This is a genomic window from Shewanella litorisediminis (genome assembly GCF_016834455.1).
GTDB classification, from domain to species: Bacteria; Pseudomonadota; Gammaproteobacteria; order Enterobacterales; family Shewanellaceae; genus Shewanella; species Shewanella litorisediminis.
This window is the reverse complement of record NZ_CP069213.1, coordinates 3,301,422-3,322,215: the sequence shown is the minus strand read 5'-3', so window position 1 is coordinate 3,322,215 and position 20,794 is coordinate 3,301,422. Positions and strand designations below refer to the sequence as shown.

21 protein-coding genes are annotated in these 20,794 nt (G+C 54.4%); 9 read left to right on the top strand and 12 right to left on the bottom strand.

The genetic code is table 11. The annotated features are described in order from the left end of the window. Window positions 1-10: 10 nt before the first annotated feature. The 3 genes from JQC75_RS14660 to JQC75_RS14650 form a co-directional block, all read right to left on the bottom strand. Window positions 11-550: a thioredoxin family protein gene (locus tag JQC75_RS14660; RefSeq protein WP_203324782.1), complete on the bottom strand. Its 540-nt coding sequence runs from the start codon at window positions 548-550 to the stop codon at window positions 11-13. 127 nt (window positions 551-677) lie between these two features. Further along, window positions 678-2,153 carry a cytochrome c oxidase accessory protein CcoG gene (ccoG, locus tag JQC75_RS14655; protein ID WP_203327236.1) on the bottom strand — a complete coding sequence of 492 codons (1,476 nt, stop codon included), beginning with the start codon at window positions 2,151-2,153 and terminating at the stop codon, window positions 678-680. A gap of 227 nt (window positions 2,154-2,380) precedes the next feature. Next, on the bottom strand, window positions 2,381-3,796 hold the full coding sequence (locus tag JQC75_RS14650; RefSeq protein WP_203324781.1) for a sigma-54 interaction domain-containing protein: 1,416 nt from the start codon (window positions 3,794-3,796) through the stop codon (window positions 2,381-2,383). Between the two features lie 368 nt (window positions 3,797-4,164). Here JQC75_RS14650 and JQC75_RS14645 point away from each other — a divergent pair, with 368 nt between their 5' ends. Continuing rightward, on the top strand, window positions 4,165-4,791 hold the full coding sequence (locus JQC75_RS14645) for a LysE family translocator (RefSeq protein ID WP_203324780.1): 627 nt from the start codon (window positions 4,165-4,167) through the stop codon (window positions 4,789-4,791). A gap of 62 nt (window positions 4,792-4,853) precedes the next feature. On the opposite strand, the gene JQC75_RS14640 is transcribed toward JQC75_RS14645, so the two are convergent. Beyond that, window positions 4,854-5,171: a DUF3144 domain-containing protein gene (locus JQC75_RS14640; RefSeq protein ID WP_203324779.1), complete on the bottom strand. Its 318-nt coding sequence runs from the start codon at window positions 5,169-5,171 to the stop codon at window positions 4,854-4,856. 181 nt (window positions 5,172-5,352) lie between these two features. Here JQC75_RS14640 and ung point away from each other — a divergent pair, with 181 nt between their 5' ends. Then, entirely contained in the window at window positions 5,353-6,018 is a 666-nt protein-coding gene (ung, locus tag JQC75_RS14635; protein WP_203324778.1) for a uracil-DNA glycosylase, read from the top strand. Between the two features lie 93 nt (window positions 6,019-6,111). Here ung and ispB read toward each other — a convergent pair whose 3' ends face one another. Beyond that, complete coding sequence (gene ispB, locus JQC75_RS14630; protein WP_203327235.1) at window positions 6,112-7,083, bottom strand: octaprenyl diphosphate synthase; 972 nt, start codon at window positions 7,081-7,083, stop codon at window positions 6,112-6,114. Window positions 7,084-7,367: 284 nt separating this feature from the next. Here ispB and rplU point away from each other — a divergent pair, with 284 nt between their 5' ends. The 7 genes from rplU to JQC75_RS14595 all read left to right on the top strand — a co-directional run bounded on the left by rplU (window position 7,368) and on the right by JQC75_RS14595 (window position 11,508). Continuing rightward, complete coding sequence (rplU, locus tag JQC75_RS14625) at window positions 7,368-7,679, top strand: 50S ribosomal protein L21 (RefSeq protein WP_011760937.1); 312 nt, start codon at window positions 7,368-7,370, stop codon at window positions 7,677-7,679. A gap of 14 nt (window positions 7,680-7,693) precedes the next feature. Then, on the top strand, window positions 7,694-7,948 hold the full coding sequence (gene rpmA / locus JQC75_RS14620) for a 50S ribosomal protein L27 (RefSeq protein ID WP_037439204.1): 255 nt from the start codon (window positions 7,694-7,696) through the stop codon (window positions 7,946-7,948). A gap of 142 nt (window positions 7,949-8,090) precedes the next feature. Further along, window positions 8,091-9,260: an Obg family GTPase CgtA gene (cgtA, locus tag JQC75_RS14615; protein ID WP_011760935.1), complete on the top strand. Its 1,170-nt coding sequence runs from the start codon at window positions 8,091-8,093 to the stop codon at window positions 9,258-9,260. Window positions 9,261-9,280: 20 nt separating this feature from the next. After that, window positions 9,281-10,042 carry a threonine/serine exporter family protein gene (locus JQC75_RS14610; RefSeq protein ID WP_203324777.1) on the top strand — a complete coding sequence of 254 codons (762 nt, stop codon included), beginning with the start codon at window positions 9,281-9,283 and terminating at the stop codon, window positions 10,040-10,042. Beyond that, entirely contained in the window at window positions 10,039-10,506 is a 468-nt protein-coding gene (locus JQC75_RS14605) for a threonine/serine exporter family protein (RefSeq protein ID WP_203324776.1), read from the top strand. Before JQC75_RS14610 ends, JQC75_RS14605 begins: the two co-directional genes overlap by 4 nt. 24 nt (window positions 10,507-10,530) lie before the next feature. Beyond that, window positions 10,531-11,013 (top strand): type 3 dihydrofolate reductase, encoded by a 483-nt coding sequence (gene folA / locus JQC75_RS14600; RefSeq protein WP_203324775.1) that lies wholly within the window; start codon window positions 10,531-10,533, stop codon window positions 11,011-11,013. 87 nt (window positions 11,014-11,100) lie between these two features. Further along, window positions 11,101-11,508: a DUF3718 domain-containing protein gene (locus JQC75_RS14595; protein WP_203324774.1), complete on the top strand. Its 408-nt coding sequence runs from the start codon at window positions 11,101-11,103 to the stop codon at window positions 11,506-11,508. Between the two features lie 282 nt (window positions 11,509-11,790). On the opposite strand, the gene JQC75_RS14590 is transcribed toward JQC75_RS14595, so the two are convergent. The 7 genes from JQC75_RS14590 to lptD all read right to left on the bottom strand — a co-directional run bounded on the left by JQC75_RS14590 (window position 11,791) and on the right by lptD (window position 20,682). Beyond that, a complete protein-coding gene (locus tag JQC75_RS14590) occupies window positions 11,791-13,812 on the bottom strand; it encodes a methyl-accepting chemotaxis protein (RefSeq protein WP_203324773.1) in 2,022 nt (673 codons plus the stop codon). Window positions 13,813-13,916: 104 nt separating this feature from the next. Beyond that, entirely contained in the window at window positions 13,917-14,729 is an 813-nt protein-coding gene (locus JQC75_RS14585) for a symmetrical bis(5'-nucleosyl)-tetraphosphatase (RefSeq protein WP_203324772.1), read from the bottom strand. Window positions 14,730-14,738: 9 nt separating this feature from the next. Then, window positions 14,739-15,119 (bottom strand): Co2+/Mg2+ efflux protein ApaG, encoded by a 381-nt coding sequence (apaG, locus tag JQC75_RS14580; protein ID WP_203324771.1) that lies wholly within the window; start codon window positions 15,117-15,119, stop codon window positions 14,739-14,741. A gap of 33 nt (window positions 15,120-15,152) precedes the next feature. Continuing rightward, a complete protein-coding gene (gene rsmA / locus JQC75_RS14575) occupies window positions 15,153-15,956 on the bottom strand; it encodes a 16S rRNA (adenine(1518)-N(6)/adenine(1519)-N(6))-dimethyltransferase RsmA (protein WP_203324770.1) in 804 nt (267 codons plus the stop codon). 9 nt (window positions 15,957-15,965) lie between these two features. Beyond that, window positions 15,966-16,955 carry a 4-hydroxythreonine-4-phosphate dehydrogenase PdxA gene (gene pdxA, locus JQC75_RS14570; RefSeq protein ID WP_203324769.1) on the bottom strand — a complete coding sequence of 330 codons (990 nt, stop codon included), beginning with the start codon at window positions 16,953-16,955 and terminating at the stop codon, window positions 15,966-15,968. Between the two features lie 5 nt (window positions 16,956-16,960). After that, window positions 16,961-18,265 (bottom strand): peptidylprolyl isomerase SurA, encoded by a 1,305-nt coding sequence (surA, locus tag JQC75_RS14565; protein ID WP_203324768.1) that lies wholly within the window; start codon window positions 18,263-18,265, stop codon window positions 16,961-16,963. 122 nt (window positions 18,266-18,387) lie between these two features. After that, window positions 18,388-20,682, bottom strand: a complete 2,295-nt coding sequence (lptD, locus tag JQC75_RS14560) for an LPS assembly protein LptD (protein WP_203324767.1) — start codon at window positions 20,680-20,682, stop codon at window positions 18,388-18,390. Window positions 20,683-20,794: the final 112 nt, after the last annotated feature.

Genomic DNA, 20,794 nt, shown 5'->3' with positions numbered 1-20,794 from the left:
TTATGTGGTATCAGCTGCCTTTGGCGCTTCGGATGGCAGTGATGACATCATTCGGGCTCAGTTCCGATGGTAATATCTGTCCCCTTGGCATTCCCGGGCCATAGACCTTATTAAAGGGCGAACCGGGTGCAGCTACCTTGCCGTAATGGGGCGAGATGCGCTCGGCCTCCTGGCTCCAGTTGGCCTGCATCAACACCACCTTGCCAGAAAGCAGGGTGCTGACCACCTCGGGGCGATGCAGCACACCAACGCGGTTGGTCTGACAGGCCATACACCAGTCGGAATGCAAATCCACAAACACCGTATAGCCACCCTGAACCAGCATGGGAATTTTATCCGCAGCCAGAGGCTGCCATAACAGCTCGCGATAGTCCTGCTGCTCGCTGGCTCTGTGCACAAAGTAGGTGGCCGAACCCACCATCAGCGCCATCATCCCGATAACGGGGACAACCGCCAGAGGGATAGCTTCACCCTTGCTGCGGGCGATGAGCAGCGCCACCACGGCGGCAACGAGGAGCAGGGTCATCAGGGTGCTGAGAGTGAGGATCATGGGTCATTCCTTTCGTAAAAACCCACTCAGCATAATGATGCGCCCTTAAGCCAAGGTGAAAGGGGCCAACTCCTGCATCGGAGTTTGAGCTGGCCCACATCTCTTTCTCAGGTTGCCGTCCTGCTTTTCAGGGGGCGAAGAACACCGAATCCTGACTGACTGCCTCTGCTTCCTCATCAGCCCCAGCCCCTGACTCAGTCTCTGATTCAGAGACGAGTTCAGAAACCGTGAAGGTGAGCTTACTGCGACTGGTTTTGATGGCTCCTGCTGCAGCAGTGAGTGTCAGCGGCAGTTCAATCTGCTCGCCGGGGGCAATGCTTACCTCAGTTTTCGACAGCGCCAGCGGCAGGGCGCCTGTGACGGCCAGCCGATACTCCCTGGGTTGCTGGGTTTTATTGCGGATTTTAAGCAGATAGGTGTTTTCAATCTGGCCGCCCGTGGTTTCACGGTAAAGGCTTTGGCGGTCCCGCAGCACGTTGAGCTCGATACTGCTGCGACTTGCCATGTCCAGTCCCATGGTGGCGAGAATGGCAATCAGTGCCAGACCATAGCCGATAAAGCGTTTGCGCTGCCAAAGGGGCGGCGTTTTCCCCTTGAGGCCCGCTTCACTGGTGAAGGCGATAAGGTCGGGCTTATAGCCGAAGTTGGCCATGGTCTGGTTACAGGCATCGACACAGGCGCCGCAGTTGATGCACTCGTACTGCAAGCCGTTGCGGATATCTATGCCGGTGGGGCACACCTCCACGCACAAATTACAGTCCACGCAGTCGCCAAGCTCGGTGGCGGCCTTACGCTTGCGCGGTCCACGGCTTTCGCCACGGGCCGCATCGTAGGTGACGGTTTTGGTGAATTCATCGAACATGGCAGATTGGAAGCGGGCATAGGGGCAGCAGTGCAGGCACATTTGCTCGCGCATCCATCCGGCGTTGAGGTAGGTACAGATGGCAAAAAACCATACCCAGGCGGTGTCCCAGAATCCTGCGCTGAAACTGAAGATGGCAGGATACAACTCCCGCGCCGGTACGAAGTAGGCGATAAAGCCGCAGCCGGTCAGCAGTGACATCAGCAGCCAGCTGCTGTGTTTCCCGAGCCGTTTGGTGAGTTTCTCCCGGCTCCAGGGCGCCTTGTCGAGATTGATGCGTTGATTGCGGCTGCCTTCAAACTTTTCTTCTACCCAGGCAAACATAAAAGTCCACTGGGTTTGCGGGCATAAAAAGCCGCACCAGACCCGGCCCCAAAACAGGGTCACGAAAAATAGGCCAAAGGCTGCGGCAATAAAGACCCAGGCCAGCAGGGTAAAATCCTGGGGCCACAGGCTGGTGCCGAAGAAGTAAAACTGCTGATTGCTTAAATCAAACCAAATGGCCTGGCGCCCATGCCAGCTGATAAAGGGCAGCAGAAAAAACAGTGCTATCAGGCCAGCTCCGGTGGCGCTGCGCCAACGCTGAAACAGACCGGACTGGCTTCGAAACTGGATTTTACCGCCGCTTTTGGCTGCCGTTTTTGATGACGGCTTTTGGGGGACCGATGGCTCTCCACTCGCTGAGGGTTCTGTATGCGCTGAGGGCTCCTTGTGCGCTGAAGGCTCTTCGCTGGAGGGGATGAAAGTAACGGGAATGCTTTGCTGGGATTGATTGCTCTGTTGCACCTTGGTTGTTCCTGAATGACTCACACAGGGGCCTAATGGCAAGAGCCGTGCCAGCTGGTGCTTGTTTACATCTAGCTGATATTATTGATTAATTTTGTTTTGCTTAATCTGATGAATCACGAAATATCGTGACTTGGCGATATGTCGTGACTTAAGCGGCGCTCCGTTAACGGCACTTTGGGCTAAGGTCGGCGGATCCCGAGTTTTTGCATTCGGGATCTCAGGGTGCTGGGCGGGAGTCCAAGAATCGCCGCCACCCCGTTTGGGCCGGAGATGCGCCAGTCGCAATCTTCCAGGGTCGAGAGAATATGGCTTGCCTCCACCTCGGCCAGGGTTTTTCCCGCGACAGGTACTGCCTGACTGCCGGGGATGGAGCTCATTTTCAGAATAGGCTGGTGGGTGAGAATCGCTTCACGCTCCAGCAGGTTTTGCAGTTCGCGCACATTGCCCGGCCAACTGTATTGCTGCAAGCGTTTTAGGCTGGTGGCATCGACCCCTGCCAGCGGCTTGCCGAGCTTCTGTGACAGGCTCTTCAGCAGTTGCTGAACCAGCTCGGGAATGTCTCCTGCACGCTGGCGAAGGGGAGGCACCTTCAGTGGAAACACGTTCAGGCGGTAAAAAAGATCCATCCTGAACAGCCCCTGCTCGACCCGTTTTTGCAGGTCGTGGTGGGTGGCGGCTATCAGGCGGATATCTACCTTGATGCGCTCGCTGCCACCCACACGCTCAAACTCCTGCTCCTGAATCACCCGAAGCAGCTTGGACTGTGCCTCCAGACTGAGCTCGGCCACTTCATCCAAAAACAGGGTTCCCTTGTGGGCCAGTTCAAAGCGGCCTTTACGGCGACTGCTGGCACCGGTGAAGGCGCCCTTTTCGTGGCCAAAGAGCTCGCTTTCCAACAGGGATGCCGAGAAGGCGGCACAGTTAACCGAGATCATCGGCTTATCACGGCGGCTGCTGAGCTGATGAAGCTCCCGGGCGACCAGCTCCTTGCCGGTGCCATTTTCGCCCTGTATCAGCACTGTGCTGTCGGTGTTGGCCACCAGGCGGATTTGCTTTTGCAGGTTTTGAATACAGTCGCTGCTGCCGGTGATTTGCGACGGGCCGCGCTTGTCTTCAAGCTCTGCCTGCAGCAGGGAGTTTTCAGAGGCCAGCTGCTCCGACAGCGCCTGCACCTGCTCCAGCGCCTGGCGCAGCGACTGTTCGGTTTGTTTCTGCAGACTGATATCGCGAAATATCGCGACCACACCCTTGAGCTTGCCGTCCTGCCACACAGGGGTGGAGCTGTAATGCACCGGGAAGCTGCTGCCATCCTTGCGCCAGAACACCTCGTTGCTGATCTCCCGCGCCTTGCCATCCTTCAGGGTTTGATAGATGGGGCAATCTTCATGGGGATAGTGGCTGCCATCGGCATGGCTGTGGTGATGAAAATTATGGATGGTTTTACCCAGCAGTTCGTTTGCCTTCCAGCCGGTCATACGTTCGGCCGCAGGATTAATAAACACCGCATGACCATCCAAATCAAAACCATAGATACCTTCGCTGACAGCATCCAGCAGCAGGCGGTTCTCCGGTAAAAAGCTTTCATGTGTAGGCATGGGCGTTGGTCGGGGCTGTGACTGATGAATGGCGGCAGTATAGCCTGCCCCTGTTGGGGCGTCATGGACTCAGGGTGGATCTTTGTTGAATAAGTCACGAAATATCGTGATATCCATGCACATGGAACAGTTTCTCACCGACGGGAGTCTGTGATAATGGGGCGCCAGGGTATGCTTTGGGGCCATGAGCAAAACGGGGTAATTCTTACTTCAACCTTTTGAGGAGGCTGCAGTATAGTGGCACCCTTCAGGTTTTGTGTGCTGCGCTTTGGTGCTTAAGTATCTGCTTATCAGTGCCGCGAAGAGCAGTGGTAAGCCTGGCCAGCAGTAAAAAGATAAACAGGATTTCGCAGTAAATTGGGGGAAGTATGAGTTTCAGTGTTTGGCTGGCGCTGCTGGCTGTGTGTTGTTTGGGGGCCATGTCGCCCGGGCCCAGCCTGGCCATGGTGGTGCGCCATACGCTGGGTGGCGGCAGGGGCGCGGGTATCGCCTGTGCCTGGGCCCATGCCATAGGTATTGGCGTGTATGCCCTTATCACCCTGCTTGGGCTCGCCCTTGCCATGAAAGAAGCGCCACTGGTGTTTAATGGCATTGCGCTGATAGGTGCCCTCTACCTGATGTGGATGGGTTGGGGGGCGCTCAACTCAAAAGGGGGCATGCAGGATAAGCTCGCCGCAGGCAAGGCATCCACGCTTATCGAAGCGGCCCGTGACGGTATTGCCATATCGCTGTTCAATCCCAAGATTTTGCTGTTTTTTCTGGCGCTCTTCAGCCAGTTTGTGATGGCGTCATCCACCCTCGAAGGTAAGGCAATTATCGTGCTGACGCCGCTGGTGGTGGATGGTCTCTGGTACACAATCGTGGCACTGATGCTGTCGCACCCAAGGCTTTTACCCAAACTTCGTGAGAAGGCGGCCATTATCGATAAGCTGTCCGGTGCCATCTTAATACTGCTCGGCCTAAGGGTAATCTGGACCCTGTGGCAAGGTCTGTGATGAACCCTTGCAGGAACGAAAAAGGCCGCATAATGCGGCCTTTTTAATGCGCTTGGCGCGGCTCAGAGCTTGAATGTCTGCACCGCGGTGTCAACGGCAGGCTCCGCATCGGGTGTTGCCACCGGCGGGTTGGCGATATGGTCGTCCAGGTTATCGTTCAGCATGTCCTGGTAATCATCGCTGAACCACTTGAGGGCGTTGGCCTTTTCGTTTTGCAGATCCGCCGACTTGATGGCGGCTTCGAAGGCATTGAAGCGGGCTGCGGCAAAACGCAGCGCTGTGCCCACTTTACCCACATCGCCTTCGGTGGCGGTGAGCTCGTTGGCCAGCGCAATAAACTTATCGGCGAGTTCAAACAGACTGTTGGCGTTTTCTGACATGGTTGTGTCCTGTATTTTCATCTTTGCTGATTTTACCCAAATCCACGGGGCTGACCACCGACTTTCGTCTCGATTGGGATCTTCGTCGTGACCCTTGGTGTGCTATCCGGGCAGAGAGGCTGATTTGCCATGGCCGATAAGATACACTGCGGCGCAGTAAATCATTCAGCCCGGGAGCCCCATGGCCGTTGCATGCTGGCAGGACTTTATTGCCGCCGAATCTGAGAAACCCTACTTTAAATCCCTCACCGAATTTGTCGCCGCAGAGCGTCAAAGCGGCAAAACCATTTATCCTCCCGAAGAGGAGGTGTTCGCTGCGTTTGAGCACACGCCGTTGGAGAAGGTGCGGGTGGTACTGATAGGTCAGGACCCCTACCACGGTGCCGGTCAGGCCCATGGCTTGTGTTTTTCAGTCAAACCCGGCATTAAGCCGCCGCCCTCCCTGGTGAACATGTATAAGGAGCTCAGCACGGATATTCCCGGCTTTGAAACCCCGTCCCACGGCTACTTGTTGCCCTGGGCCAAACAAGGGATTTTGATGCTTAACACCGTGCTAACGGTAGAGGAGGGCAAGGCCCACTCCCACGCCAAGGCGGGTTGGGAAACCTTTACTGCGGCCGCGCTTAAGCTGCTCAATGAGCGTGAGGCGCCCATCGTCTTTGTGCTTTGGGGGAGCCATGCCATCAAGAAGGGCAAGGGCATTACCGCACCTCAGCATCAGGTGTTGTCGGGTGTGCATCCATCGCCCTTGTCAGCTTATCGTGGCTTTTTTGGTTGTGGCCACTTTTCAAAAATCAATGAGCTATTACAGGCTCAGGGCGGTGAGCCCATCGACTGGCGCTTGTAACTCTCTTTATGTTTAAAAATGCAGCCCAATAAAAAACCTCGCCGATGCGAGGTTTTTTATTGGGTGATGCTGGCTGTCAGTTACTGCGGACTGTCAGTTACTGCGGGAGACTGCGATTCTGGCCAGTGACTCGAGCGCCATCTTAAAGTCACCTTCCGGCAGGACGCTGAGGGCCGCAATGGCCTTGTCTGCTTCTTCTTCTGCGCGTCTGCGGGTGTAATCCAGTGCGCCGCAGCGATGCAGGGCTGTTAGGATTTCCTCAATGGCGTCTGTGCCATCGGCTTTTTCAATGGCGGTACGAATGAGGGCTTGCTCGTGCTCGTTGCCATGGCCGATAGCGTAAATCAGTGGCAGGGTAGGCTTACCTTCGGCGAGATCGTCACCGATGTTCTTGCCAAGCTCTTCGGCGTCGCTGGTGTAATCCAGCAAGTCATCAATCAGCTGGAAGGCCGTGCCCAGATACTTGCCGTAGTCGGCAAGGGCCTCTTCGACCTTTTCATCACTGCCTGCCAGTACGGCGGCAAGACGGGTGGCCGCTTCAAACAGCTTGGCGGTTTTACAATAGATGACCCGCATGTAGCTGTCTTCAGTGGTGTTGGGATCGTTGCAGTTCATTAACTGCAGCACTTCCCCTTCGGCTAACACGTTGGTGGCGTCGGCCAGCACCTGCAGCACCTTCATGCTGCCAAGCTCGGTCATCATCTGGAAAGAGCGGGTATAAAGGAAGTCACCCACCAGCACGCTGGCACTGTTGCCAAAGAGGGCGTTGGCGGTTTCACGGCCCCGACGCAATGTAGACTCATCCACTACGTCATCGTGGAGCAGTGAGGCCGTATGGATGAACTCGATAATGGCGGCGAGTTTGAGATGACCTTCACCATTATAGTTAACGGCGCGGGCGGCCAATACCGATAACAGAGGGCGCAAACGTTTGCCGCCTCCATTAATAATGTAAAAGCCCAGCTGGTTGATGAGGGCAACATCGGATTCCAGTTGTTTGTAGATCAGCTGATTGACTGCCTGCATATCGGCGTCGGCCAGCTGTCGAATGGCATTCAAATCCATAGATAGACTCTGATTGTCAGGACTGGGCATAACTAAGCCCTGATTTAGGCATAAGTGTTATAATAGCCGCGATCTTACCTAAAAATAATGACGATGGCAGCAGTTGCCCGGTTAATGTGGGAGTTATGCGGGTCTTTTTTTAATCTTTGCTAATTAGGGCTTGTCAGCTGGGCATTCTTAGCGTAAACTCCGCGCCCATTGTCATTAAAGTTTTTTATGGCGCATCGCTCACGCCCTGAGGGGATTTAGCGCGAAGCGTCAGAATTTTTCGGAGTAAAATAGCTATGTACGCTGTTTTTCAAAGTGGTGGCAAGCAACACCGTGTTGCTGAAGGCCATACTGTACGTTTGGAAAAAATCGAAGTTGCTACTGGTGAAACCATCGAGTTCGATCAGGTTCTGTTGGTTGCTGATGGTGAAAACGTGAAAGTGGGTGCTCCACTGGTTGCTGGCGGCAAAGTAGTTGCTACTGTTGTTGCTCACGGCCGCGGCGAAAAGGTAACTATCCAGAAGTTCCGTCGTCGTAAGCACCACGAGAAGAAGATGGGCCACCGTCAGTGGTTCACTGAAGTTAAAATCACTGCTATCAACGCTTAATAGGAGTCTGACTCATGGCACACAAAAAAGCTGGCGGTTCTACTCGTAACGGCCGCGATTCAGAAAGCAAACGTCTTGGTGTAAAGCGCTTCGGCGGCGAATCAGTTCTGGCTGGTAACATCATTGTTCGTCAGCGTGGCACCAAGTTCCACGCCGGTGTGAACGTAGGTATTGGTCGTGACCACACCCTGTTCGCCCTGACTGACGGCAAAGTTAAGTTCGAAGTTAAAGGTCCTAACAACCGCAAGTTCGTTAGCATCGAAGAATAAGCTTCGTAACAGCTAAGCTGATAAAGCCCCGCCTCTGGTGGGGCTTTTGTTTTGTCTGGGGCTTTGCCCTATGTTTGATAGAGATTTTGGTCTGCCGCGCTGCAGGCGGTATAATTGCCCCATTCTGTGGTGAGGAGTTGATATGAAGTTCGTCGACGAGGCGGTCATTAAGGTTCAGGCCGGTGACGGTGGCAGCGGTTGCGTAAGCTTTCGCCGTGAAAAATACATTCCAGACGGTGGTCCCGATGGGGGCGACGGTGGTGATGGCGGCAGTGTGTATCTGGTGGCCGATGCCAGCCTCAACACCCTGATTGATTACCGCTTTGAGCGTTTTTATCTGGCAGAGCGCGGCGAAAATGGCCGTGGTCGTGACTGTACCGGTAAAGGCGGCAGCGATCTGACCCTGCGTGTTCCTGTGGGTACCCGTGCAGTGGACATTGACACCGATGAAGTGCTGGGTGATTTGACCGAAGTAGGTCAAAAGCTGCTGGTGGCCAAGGGTGGATTCCACGGTTTGGGCAATACCCGTTTTAAAAGCAGCGTAAACCGTGCTCCACGCCAAAAGACCCTGGGTACCAAGGGTGAGGTTCGTGAGCTGCGCCTTGAGCTGCTGCTGCTGGCTGATGTGGGCCTGCTGGGGATGCCAAACGCCGGTAAATCGACCTTTATCCGTGCGGTTTCCCGCGCGACGCCAAAGGTTGCCGATTATCCCTTTACCACCCTGGTGCCAAACCTCGGCGTGGTGAACCCGCGTCCCGGTCAGAGCTTTGTGATTGCGGACATTCCTGGTTTGATTGAAGGCGCCGCCGAAGGTGCCGGTCTGGGTATTCGCTTCCTGAAGCACCTGGAGCGTTGCCGCGTGCTGCTGCACATTCTGGATATTGAGCCCATTGATGGTTCAAGCCCGGCTGAAAGTGCCCGCGCCATTGTGGCTGAGCTTGAAAAGTATTCACCTGAGCTGGCTGCCAAGCCTCGCTGGTTGGTATTCAACAAAACCGACCTGCTGCTGGAAGAAGAGCTGCAGGAGCGTGTTGACGCCATTGTGGCTGAGCTTGGCTGGGAAGGCGATGTGTACACCATGTCTGCCGCAACCCGCGAAGGTACCAAAGAGCTGGCTGAAAAGCTGTTCGACTTCATCAAGAGTCTGCCAGATGAGGCTGCTGCCGCCGATCCTGACAAGGAAGTGGAGTTCAAGTGGGACAATTACCACAAGGCTCAGCTTGACGATCTGAACCCGGATTTCGATGATTCGGATGATGACGATGATTTCGATGATGACGACTACGACGTGGAAGTCATTTACCAGAGATAAGCCTTCAATCGGGGATAGCGGTGTACGCAGATACCCAGAATGACATAACCCGGCAGGTGGTGCGCGTTGCGCAGCTCCTGCTGGCCTATGGCGCCGAGTCTGATTTGGTCGAAGAAATCAGTCAGCGCCTGGGCAGGGCCCTTGGACTGGCCAGTGTCGAATTGTCCATCTCATCCAATTCCCTCGTACTGACCAGCTTGGTACATGGCCGTTGTATCACCACCACCCGCCGTATTCGTGAGCATGGCATCAATATGCGGATTGTGTGCGAGTTGCAACGGATTTGCCTGCTAGCTGAGAAAGGCCTCTATGGCCCCAACGAAGTCAGAAAACGGGTGGCCCGCATCACCCCCAAGAGTTACCCCGCCGCGCTGGTGATCCCCATGATTGGCCTGTCCTGTGCCAGTTTTTGCCATCTGTTTGGCGGCGATTGGATGTCATCCATCATCACCTTTATCGCAGCGGCCATAGGCATGAGTGTGCGCTTGTCACTGGCGCGCAGGCACTTTAACCCACTGATCATTTTTTCACTGACCGCCTTTGTTACCACGGCGGTGGCACAGCTCAGTTATGAGTGCCCGCTGACCAAAACCCCTGAGCTTGCCATGGCGGCCAGCGTGCTGATGTTGGTGCCGGGGTTTCCGATGATCAATGCCATCTCTGACATGGTGAAGGGGCATATGAACGTCGGGATTTCCCGCTGGGGGCACGCGACCTTGTTAACAGTGGCCTCTGTTATTGGCATTACCATAGCGATGCAGTTGGGGGGCAAGTTTCTGTGAATTTAGCACTTACCTTGCTCAACGACGCCTTCTTCTCGGCCATACCCGCCGTGGGGTTTGCCATGGTATTTAACGTTCCAAAACGTTTTTTACCCTATTGCGCCCTCGCAGGTGCCCTGGGACACAGTTTCCGTACCCTTATCCTCCACTTCGGTTTACCCATTGAATGGGCAACCTTTGCTGCGGCGGCTCTGGTGGGCACTGTGACCATAGGATTTGCCAAACGTCACCTGGCGCCACCCTTGCTTTACGCGGTTGCCGCCATTATCCCCATGATCCCGGGAACCTATGCTTTTAACACCGTGATTGCGCTGGTACAGCTGACGGCGCAATCTCAGGTCAGCCCAGAGCTGACCGGCGCCGTGATAAGTAATGGACTGAAAACCGTCTTTATCCTTGGCGCCTTGTCGGTGGGCCTGGCCCTGCCGAGTCTGTTGTATTTTCGTACCCGCCCCATCATATAAACACAACTCAAAGAGGGAGCTTTTATGCGTATCGCCATGATTGCCGCGATGGCCAACAACCGGGTGATAGGAAAAGATAATCAAATGCCCTGGCATTTGCCGGAAGATCTTAAGCATTTCAAGGCCATGACGCTGGGTAAACCCGTGGTGATGGGGCGGAAAACCTTCGAATCCATCGGACGTCCACTGCCCGGTCGACACAATATTGTGATTTCCCGTCAGAGTGACTACCCCCACGAAGGTATTAGCCTGGTGTCTTCATTTGAAGAAGCCGTTGATCTGGCCGGTAATTGCGAGGAGCTGGTTGTGATTGGTGGTGGTCAGCTCTACCAAACCCTGATTTCCCAGGCAGATAAGCTATATTTAACCGAGATAGCCTTGGATGTTGAGGGCGATACCCACTTCCCGGAATGGGATGATGGTAGCTGGGAAACGGTTGAATCCACTGAACATGTGTCAGACAAAGGCCTTCGATATCGCTTTATCACCTTGGTAAAAAAGTGTTAAATTAATCGCCGTGGTATGTGCCCTAAAGGTAAATTCGAAAATTCGGCTTTACTGATAAATATAAAAAAACAATCCGAGGAGTATGAGATGCGTGTTTTGCCCCTGGCCCTTGCAGCTGCCATTGCTGCTTCTTTCCTCCCTTCACCCGCCATGGCAAATACAGATCCATTGGTGGCCAGTATTTGTGACTATGTGAAAGCGAACGACAAGAATCGTCTTCGTAAAAAACTCAAGGAAAGCCGTGTAAAACTGCGCAACATCTATTCGGGTATTAGCTGCGATGGTGCGAGCTTGCTGCGTACCGCCATGGGTGCCGGTGCCAATGATGTGGGTGAATTTGTTGCCAAGCGTCTGTCGGCCACTGAACTGAGCGCGACTGAGGCCGATGGCATGACCATAGTGGCCTGGGCCGAAGCCAATGGTCATGGCGGCAGCCCTATCACTGCTGCTGTCAAAGAGCGTCTGTCTGGCGGTGGCGAAGAGTCTGACGACTGATTTTATCCCCCCACAATCAAAAAAGCCGGGCGATTGCCCGGCTTTTTACTGCCGCTTTGTACCCCAACGCCGCCTGCCCGTCACTGCCGTTATCTGTTATTTTCCATCACTCGCCACGCCAGAGCTTAGATTTAACCGGTGCTGAGCACTATGGAACCGACTTATCTCACTTCCCCCTAGTCCTAGCCTTGAGTTGTCGCACTCCACTCCCCAAGTGCGGCAGAAGGCGTTTAAAGTGCCAATAAAAAAGCCCCATACAGGGGCTTTTAAAAGACAGGGCGTTTACACCCGGAACTCTTTCACCGAGCTTTGCAGTTCTTCGGCAAGGCGGGCTACCTCGTGGCTGGACTTGGCAGTTTGTTCTGCCCCCAAGGCTGTTTCTTCAGAGATGGCCGCAATATGCTCCAGCTTTTCGGAAACTTGCTGGCTGACAAGATTCTGCTCCTGAGCGGCCTGGGCAATGTGAGTACCCGCATCGTAGGCCCGGTGCACTGAGTGACTGATGGTCTGCAGTGCCTGATTGGCCTGCTCGGTTTTTTCCACACAGCTTTGCGCCTGGTTTTGACCCAGCTGCATTACGGCTACTGCCTGCTGAGTGCCTTGCTGCAGCACTTCAATCATTTGCTGAATTTCACGGGTGGAGTCCTGGGTACGTGATGCCAGGCTGCGAACTTCGTCAGCGACCACCGCAAAGCCACGTCCCTGTTCACCGGCGCGGGCAGCTTCGATGGCGGCGTTAAGGGCCAACAGATTGGTCTGTTCAGCAATACCGCGGATAACATCCAGAATAGAGCCGATAGAGGCGCTATCGGAATGAACTTTGTTGATCACCTTGCTGGCCTTGGCCACTTCATCTGCCAGCGACAGTATGGTGCGCTTGTTTTCATCTGCGATGGTACGCATGTGCTGGGTCTCTTCATCAGCCTGCTTAATCTGGCTCAAGGCATCATCGGCACTCATGTTCACCTGATGGGCGCTGGAGCTCAATTCAGTGGTGGCTGTTGCAACCTGATCGACCTGACTCTTCTGCTCCTGAATACCTATGGTGGTTTGTGATGTGATGGCAGAGGTTTCTTCAGCGGCCGCAGCCAGTTGGTTCGAACGGTCGAGGATGCTGGCAATCAGGCTGCGCAGACTGTCGACCAAGCGGTTGCAGTTGCGTGACAGCTCGGCAAATTCATCGTGACCCGTGTCGTCCAGCTTGTGTGTGAGGTCGCCGGAGGCCAACACATTGAGGGCGCCGTTCACTTCATCCAGTGAGCGTTTCAGGGGGCTCACCACGGCAAAGCTAATCACCACAGCCACGACTATGGCGATGACCACCAGGACCAGGGTTCTGAGGGATGCATTGTTGATGTCGTTCAGGGCCTGATTGCTGATGTCGTTAGTGACAGTTTCTATGTCTTTGGCAAGGCGCTTCATCTGCTCTGTAACAGTGAGCGCATTTTTCTCCACCACGGTCAGTTTGTCTGATGCCAGCAGGTCACTGTCAATCTGGCGCGACTTGAGGGTGACCAGGGTGTCCTTGCCTTCCAGCATTTTAAGCACCTTGTTACTGTCATCATTGAGGGTGCTGACCAAATCAGCATCAATAATGCCTTCACCGTGGCGGGAGATATACTCCATCTTTGTTTTCACTTCGCCGAGCATGTAGTCCAGCTCTTTGGCGATGAGCTCATACTTGCTGCGCTCTTCGGCAGCAACCAGATCGTAAACCGTGGTGATGATACCCGTCATGGTGGTATCTATGGCGCTGGCGGCTGCGGCAATCTCGCGTTCAGTTTGATTTTGGCTGCTTTCCAAATCGATAAGATCAAACAGATTGGAAGAGGCGTCGTCGGCGCTGTTTTCCAGCCTCTCACGCAGTTTGAGCAGCTCTTCTTGTTGGGAAAGGGCGTCGAAGCGGGCCTTGAGCATGGCCTTGCTGTTGCTTTCGAGCGACTGATAGCTGCTGCTCAGACCGCTGAGTTGGCCCTGAAAATTATCACGGTTATTCAGCAGGCCGGAGAGCAGGGAAAATTGATTGTCAAAGCCAGTGCTCAGTTGATCGAATGACCTCTCCAGCCCAGGCACGGCCGCCGAGGTTTTGCTGTGGAAGGCTTTAAGAATGAGCCGCTGCTGTTCGCTGAGGGTTTCGGAAAGATGCCCGGTTGCCTCGAGTGCAGGCATACTCAACTCCTGCATAATGGCGGTACTGTCTTTGAGATTGTTGTTGGTGACCAGCGAAGCGCCACCGAGTATGACCAACAGAAGGGTAACAAAACTGAACCCGCCAATGACTCTGGTGGCGACTTTGATTTTCATAGGACACTCCGGCGATGTTTTAGTTTTTTTCCCGAATCAGAAAGCAGTATGGTGCTGTGACGCGCGGCTCTTTTGTATCGGCCTCTTTGCGCTTTAGTTTAACTCTATTTTAACTTCTTTTGGGTAATTTTTTCCCCGGATTCAAGGTGCCAGAGAGTGAGGTCTTCACCCCAACAGCAGCCTGTGTCGAGGGCTATGCGCCTTGGATTATCGGTTTTGCCCATCAGTGCGGCCCAATGGCCAAACACCAGGGTATAGTCGTCCAACTTCGATGGGAACTCAAACCAGGGTTTTAAGGCCATGCCGTCACAGTCGACGGGCGGCTTTTTACAGGCAAAATCCAGTCGACCATCGAGGTAGAGAAAGCGCATCCGTGTCAGGGCGTCGATACAGTACCTGTGTCTGAGAAACCCGGACGCATTGGGATCCCAGCTTTCGGGCTCTTCGGTGTACATGCTGCCAATGAGTTCAAGGTAGGTGTCGCTCATCAGTACCTTGCTCACTTCATTGGCTTCTTCACGCAATGTTGGCAGATCCCATTGGGGAGGCACCCCTGCATGGGTCATGATGAGTTTGTGCTCGGGAAGCTCCCGCATCAGGGGTTGATGGCGCACCCAGTGGATAAACCCCGGCAGGTGTTTGGAGTCCAACAACTTTTTAAGCTTATCGCTGGGTTTGGGGCGTTTGAGGCCGGCATGTATGGCCAAAAGGTGCAGGTCATGGTTGCCAAGCACAGCTTTGGCGGCATCCCCCAGTGAGCTGAAAAAGCCCAGCACCTTGTGGGACTCGGGCCCCCTAGCAACCAAGTCGCCGACGGCCCAGAGTTCATCCCTTGAGGGATGAAAGTCGACCCGCAGCAGCAGCCGCATCAGCTCTTCATAACAGCCCTGGATGTCACCGACAAAGTATCGCGCCATGGCGGAGAATTAATGCAGTACGCCGGGGACGGCGAGGCGGAAGGTGGGAATGGCAGCCTGAAACGGCTTTCCGTCTTCCCAAACCATGCCGTAACGACCTTCCATAAAGCCGACCGGCGTTTCCAGCACAGTGCCGCTGGTGTACTGATAGGCGGTGTTGGGTGGAATGGTGGGGGTTTCTCCCACCACGCCGGCACCCTGCACTTCGGTCATGTGACCGTTGGCATCTGTGATTATCCAGTGACGGCTTTCCAGTTTGGCCGCTCTGTCACCCAGATTAATGATGGTGATGGTGTAGCTGAACACGTATTTGTGCTCGGCGGGCGTGGATTGCTCTTCCAGGTATTCGGTGTTTACCTCAACCTTGATTGCGGGATCTACGTCGGTCATCGTCATTCCGGATTATTTGCCTGTTACTGGAGTTTATCGCTTTTCACACAAATAGTTGGCCATGGCCACATATTGGGCCACGCTGATGTCTTCGGGGCGTAGACCTGCATCTATGCCAAGAACGTCAAAGTCGGCGTCCTGAAGAAGGGGTTTCAGGTTATTGCGCAGGGTCTTGCGACGCATGTTAAAGGCGGTGTTGCACACCTTGCGCAGCATTTCCACATCATGACATGGCCAGGGCTTTTCAGCATATGGCACCAGACGCACCACAGCCGAATCCACCTTGGGTGGCGGGGTAAAGCAGCTGGGCGGCACTTCCAGTACAGGCACTACCTGACAGTAGTACTGGGCCATGACGGTCAGCTTGCCGTAGGCCTTGGTACCGGGAGAAGCCGAGAGACGCAGCACCACTTCTTTTTGCAGCATAAAGTGCATGTTCTCAATGTGCTTTGCAAATTCGAACAGATGGAACATCAGCGGGGTGGAGATGTTATATGGCAGGTTGCCGAAGACCTTGAGCTTGCGCTCAGGCTCTACCAACTGGCTGAAGTCAAACTTCATGGCATCGCCCTGATGGATAGTGAGTTTATCCTTCAGAGTGGGGTGAACTTTCAAGCGCTCGGCCAAGTCACGGTCAAGCTCAATAACCGTGAGGTTTTTGATGCCCATGGCAACGGGCTCGGTCAGGGCCGCGAGGCCCGGGCCAATCTCCACCATCACGTGCTCATCGTCGGGTGAAATGGCGCCGACGATGCGGTTGATGATGTTTCCATCGGTCAGGAAGTTCTGACCGAAACGTTTTCTGGCCGTATGGCCCAAATGGACTTTATTACTCATGACTCTCTATCAGTTGGTCTTGGCAGCCAGTTCTATGGCCTTGTTGAGGGCGCAAACAAAACTGCCGATGTCGGCGCGACCCGTACCTGCCAGCTCCAGGGCGGTACCATGGTCCACCGAGGTGCGAATGTAAGGCAGGCCCAGGGTGATGTTGACGGACTTGCCAAAACCCTGTGCTTTCAGCACCGGCAATCCCTGATCGTGATACATGGCAAGTACCACATCGGCATCGTCCAGATACTTTGGCTGGAACAGGGTATCGGCAGGCAACGGGCCGACGATATTAAAGTTCAGCTCTTCCCTGAGTTCATTGAGGGCAGGGATGATCACATCCAGCTCTTCGCGGCCCAGGTGTCCATCTTCCCCGGCATGGGGATTGAGGCCGCAGACATAAATTTTGGGTGAGGCAATGCCAAACTTGCTGACCAGATCCTGATGCAGGATCTTGATAATTTTATGTAATCTTTCCCGCGTAATGGCTTTGGCCACATACGCCAGTGGAATATGGGTGGTCACCAGTGCCACCTGCAAACCGGGGCAGGCCAGCAGCATAACCACATCCTGGCAACCCGCCTGATTGGCAAAAAATTCAGTGTGACCACTGAAAGAAATACCCGCCTGGTTGATGATGCCCTTGTGTACAGGCCCAGTGACCACGGCATCAAACTCGCCGGTCATATTTTTTTCACCGGCGAAGCTCAGGGTATCGACCACATAGCTGCCGTTTTGCTCATTGAGCTTGCCGCACTCGGCTGGCGCATTCAGCTTGAAGGGTACCAGGGTGAGCGTACTCGCAGACTGGGGTTTGGCAGGCAGGCTGGCATCATAGGGCTCCAGTGTCAGTGGCAGCCCCAGTTTGCGGGCCCGGCTGTGCAAAAGTTCAGGATCGGCGCATACCACCAACTGTACCGGCCAGGCTTGCTGGGCAAGCTGGATCACCAGATCTGGGCCTATACCGGCAGGCTCTCCGGGGGTGATGGCGATGCGTTTCACTGTCACTCTGATTAACCTCTGTTAGCTTCGGCTTCCCACACATCGATGTGGGCTTCACTGCGAATTTCATCGAGCCAGCCTTGCAGCTCCTCGTTGAATTTACGGCGGTAAATCAGCTGATGTGCACGGTTGGTGTTGAACTTTTCGGTGGCATCTGTCTTACGCTTTTCTTCCAGCTGCACTATGTGCCAGCCGTGGGCCGTACGAAACGGTGCGCTGATTTCATCCAGGCTTAATTGGCCAAGCATCTGTGCGAATTCAGGCACATAGATGTTGGGTTCGGCCCAGCCCAGCTCGCCGCCCTTAGTGGCAGAGCCGGGGTCTTCAGAGTACTGGCGGGCGATATCTGCAAACTTGGCTTCACCGCTCTTAATCTGGGTCACAAACTGATCCAGCATGGCCTTGGCGCGCTCTTCAGAAAGAATTGGTGAAGGCTTCAGCAGTATGTGGCGGGCACGCACTTCTTCGATTTCACGGGTTTGCAGACCGCGGATGTCAATGATTTTCAGGATGTGGAAACCTGAGCCGCTCTTGATAGGACCTATGATGGTGTCTTTTTTGGCATCACCAATCACTTCCGCAAACAGCGTAGGCATTTCGTTGATGTTCATGTAATCCCAAACACCACCTTCCAGCGCCTTGGGGCCGGACGAGGCGGCGATGGCGATGGAGCGGAAGTCGTTGCCGGCGTTCAGGCGATCCATGACGGCCTGGGCACGCTTGCTGGCAGATTCCAGTTCGGCACTGGTGGGATTGCTTGGTACTTCAATCAGGATGTGGCCAATCTGGTATTCCACGTCCTTGTTGCCCTGTTCTTCAATCATTTTCACCAGGTTGTTGATTTCCTGAGGAGAAACCTGGATACGGCGTTGTACCTGGATGCGCTGGATTTCCCCAAGGGTGATTTCTTCACGCAGCTGCTCGCGGTATTGCGCAAAGCTCATGCCTTCGGCCTGAATCGCCTGTTGCATCTGGGCCACAGTCATGTTCTGTTCGCGGGCGATGTTTTCGATGGCCTGATCCAGCTGCAAATCACCAATGTGCAGACCAATACGTTCGGCCATCTGCAATTGCAGGCGAGTCAGAATCAGGCGCTCAATGACCTGGGTACGCAGGGCATCGTCAGAGGGCAACGTCTGGCCGGCGGCGGAGGCGTTTTTCTTTACGGTATCCATCATATTCTGGATTTCGCTTTCCAGCACAATACCGTCGTTTACCTGCACGGCAACGCGATCCAGGGGTTGGGGTGCAGCTAAGCTCTGAAAGCCCATTGTCATGGCCAGAGCGGCAAAAATCAGTTTCTTACAGGGTTTCATCCAAATAAATCCTTGGCGTTTTTCGGTTTTCTTCCACCTCACCGGCACAGAAAACCCGGCAGTGTTAACCTGTTTGGACAACGCGTCCTGAATGTGGTTTCGCAATCTACCACATTTCTGTGTTAATTCCTCAGATAAAGCGGCTTTCTGTAGTTGAACAGCCCTTCATCCAGCATGTCGCTGACACCCATGGGGCCTGAGCCGCCAAGGCCTTTTATCACGAAATTCAGGTATACACCGCTTTCAAAGAGCTCGCGGTTATCCTGTACCGTATTGAAATCGTCATCGTAGTTGGTTTTTATCCGGTAGTGATAGCTCAAACGTACGGCCCAGCAGCAGCTCTCATATTGAAAACCTGTATAGGCTTCCACCGAACGGCTTTCGTTGAGGTCATAGTACCAGTTGCCCACAAAGTAGAGGCTATCGGTCAAAGGCCAGGTGGTGCGCATACCGGCCTGGCTGATGCCCACTTCTTCATTGGTGTTGGTGTTCACCAAATCCGGCACATAGCGGTAGCTGAACTGCACCAGCTTTTCGCCGCCGGGACGGTAATCCAGGGTGAACTCCGACTTTTTATTATCCCGGGTGCGGGCATCGTATTGCAGGGCGCCACTGAAATACCAATCTTCGTAGAGATGAGCGTCCAGTTCGGCGGCAATCGCCGAGGAGCTGGGGCGCTCTTCGGCAATACCTTCGGTCAGGGATACCTTGCTCTCTGAGAAATAGAGAATTTGGCCGAGGCTGAACTTGAACTGTTCCTGGTTGTGTTCATCGAAGATGCGGGTGGTCAAGCCCAGCGTCAGCTGGTTGGCATCGGCGATACGGTCAAGCCCCGAGAAGCGGCGAGCCCGGAACAGACCATAGTAGTCATCCTGCAACCTGGCACTGTCGTAAATGCCGATATCATCCTGATCTTCGTGTCCTACGTACAAATATTGGAATTGAGGCTCCAGGGTTTGGCGATAGGATTCACCCAGCCACTGGGTATTGCGCTCCAGATTGATTTGGCCATGCAACTTGGCCCTTGGCAGGGTGCGGCTGACAGAGCTGGCGAGTTCTGAGTTGGGCATCCAATCGGTGTTACGCTGCCAGTAGTTGGTTTGCAGCAGGGTTAACTCGCTGGTTAACGACCCGGCCGGACCGTGGATTGGCAGGCTCAGCGTCGGTTGCAGATGCAGACGGGTGGCCGTGACCTGATCTTGATCCTTGTGCTCAAAGTTGGTGGCTTCGCCAAAGAAACTGAACTCGAGCGTATTGAGCAAATCCTGGCTTCGGTAGTTAACGCTCAGCTGCGGCATCACCTGATAAGGTACTTCGTCCTCACCCAGAACCTTGATATCCTGCACCCGGGCGCTGATATTCCAGTCGTTCTCGAAATAGCTCATTTCGCCGATGCGGGACAGCTGGTTGTCTGTGGCCCTGGCGACTTCGGAATCCAGATCGTTAAAGTAGTTATTGTCGGAGACGTCGGTAAAGGCCGCGTTGACTCGCCAGTGTTTGTCTATGGCGCCCCTGTGTTCCCAGTGGTACAGGTAGCGGTCGTCGCTGTTTTCCAGCAGACGATCGCTACCGAGGTATTCCAGATTTACCCGGCCCGCCTGGGCATCGCCCGCGAGATAGCGAAACTCACTCTGCAAATACAAACCCCGTGACGACATGTAATGGGGCGTCAGGGTTAAATCGTATTCGGGGGCAATGTTCCAGTACCAGGGCGTGGCAATTTCCACCCCGTTGGTGGTGCTGGTGCTGAACTGGGGGAACAGAAAACCGGTTTTGCGCTTATCCGAAACCGGGACCGTCATGTAGGGGACATAAAACACAGGGACATCGGCAATGCGCATCTTGGCATTCCAGATTTCGCCCCACTCTTCGCTGGAGTCAATCTTGATCCGCTCGGCCTCAAGGAGCCAGGAACTGTCACCCGGCGGGCAGGTTGTAAAGTCAGTACCGTTGAGAATGAGATTGTTGTCTTTGGTTATCTCAAGCTTGCGGGCATTGCCATGAACCTGCTGGCCATGCAGCCAATACTGGGCGCCACTCAGCGTGGCGCTGTTGTCCTTGATTTTGGCACTGAGATTATCGGCGGTAACGCTAAACTGGCTCTCCTGAAACACCAGGTTACCTTCGGCATCCAATTGCTGCTTCTCGTAATCCATATTCGCACGGTCGGCGGAGATGGAGCGATTGCCCTGGCGGAACTGCACATCGCCCTCGAAGATGGCGTTTTGATTCATCACTGCATCGGAGAATACAGAGCGAATTTCCACCTGTTCTTCAGCACCGGCATCCTGAGATGGGTTTGGTAACGGAATGGGAGGCACCACCAGACATTGATCCGGGGCGGGCTCAGGCACGGCATCGTTGGCCGTGGCCTGGCATGAAAGCAGGCCGAGGGCCAATAAGTAACGGATCTGCATCTTAAGAGTATTCAGTTTGATATTCGTTATCTGGATTTCACTATCCGGGCTTTACCTGGAGACTGAGAGGAGGGAGAAGTTGCACTCGTCCCCAGTACAATAGAGCCAATAG